Origin of the sequence: Streptomyces sp. NPDC051172 (assembly GCF_040682555.1) — a bacterium.
Lineage (GTDB): Bacteria > Actinomycetota > Actinomycetes > Streptomycetales > Streptomycetaceae > Streptomyces.
The window spans coordinates 1-1,125 of record NZ_JBFBBE010000431.1 but is presented as its reverse complement, the minus strand read 5'-3'; the positions used below and the strand labels follow the sequence as shown (position 1 = coordinate 1,125).

The window sequence follows — 1,125 nt, the reverse complement described above, 5'->3', positions numbered from 1 at the left end:
CCTGAACGCGTTCCAGATCGCTTTCGAGGGCCGCCTGACTCCGAGCAACAACTGACCATCAACAACCAAGATCAGCCGTTAAGTTGACACACCCGTTCGAGGTTCACCCTGTCATACCCGAGCCGGTCAAACTCCGCAAAGATGCTGTAACAGGACGTGTTGAAGATGCCGGCATAGGAGTAGTCGCATTTGAGGTGAACCAGCTGTATCCATCCCGGCTGCGGCATCGCGTGACCGATGCCGAAGGCGACGGCCCGAGTTCCGAGATGCAGCTCGTAGGCGCGGTGATCGAGGTACGCACAAACGGCAAGTCGTCTCGCAAGGGCCCTGTACTCCAGACCTGTCTGGTCATTCGGCGACGGGTATTGCCGGGACCAGTCCAGGGCCATCGCAAGGATTCGGTTCCGTTCCGCGGGGTCAGCGAGATCGAGTTCGGTCACACGCAATTCGCCCTGCTCGGTGAGGAACCTCCGGCGCTCATATCTCAGCTTCCGGTAGGGCGCGCCCGCCATCGCGAGATGCTTCTTGACGTTGTAAAGGTAGTCGAATTGATCTCGGTCCAACCCGAGCCTCAGTGTTTTCGACTCTTCCGTGACGCGGTCCAGTTTCCCGCAAAGCATGATCGACTTCAGCGCGGGGAAACCGTCGAAGACCCGGTCCACGGCGTCCGGATCGATCGACGGTCCGAGAAGGACAGCAGCCGGATCCCCCGATCCGCTGAACGGCTCGGTCGACAAGAACACGATGTTGTCCCCGACGAGACCGACGGAGAGATCATCGTGCAGGTTCCCCCAGACCAGGAGGTTTGCGAAGCTTTGATCGCTGAACGGGGGAAGTGTGCCGTAGAACGACTCGTACCAATACCGATCAGCGACATCGAACGGGCGTGTGCCGGGAAAGCGGGGAAGGGGATGCCCGAACTCGTTCATTATGACCTGCCGAATGCAATCATTGAGGGTGTACGCGGGTGCACCTTCGGCACGTCAGGCACGGCAGCACCCTAGGGTCGCATCGCGGGGGCAGGGACTGATCCAACGTCGCTTCCTTGATCGTTTCAGGATGACTGCGGTCGTGGTGTGAGTGGGTGGAGCTGGAGGGTGTAGGTGACGCGTTCGGTGGCGGGTT

1 protein-coding gene is annotated in these 1,125 nt (G+C 60.1%); it reads right to left on the bottom strand.

The genetic code is table 11. From position 1 onward, the window contains the following. Nucleotides 1–71: 71 nt before the first annotated feature. Nucleotides 72–929 (bottom strand): phosphatidylglycerol lysyltransferase domain-containing protein, encoded by an 858-nt coding sequence (locus AB0N07_RS51700; protein WP_365848029.1) that lies wholly within the window; start codon nt 927–929, stop codon nt 72–74. Between the last annotated feature and the right edge of the window lie 196 nt (nt 930–1,125).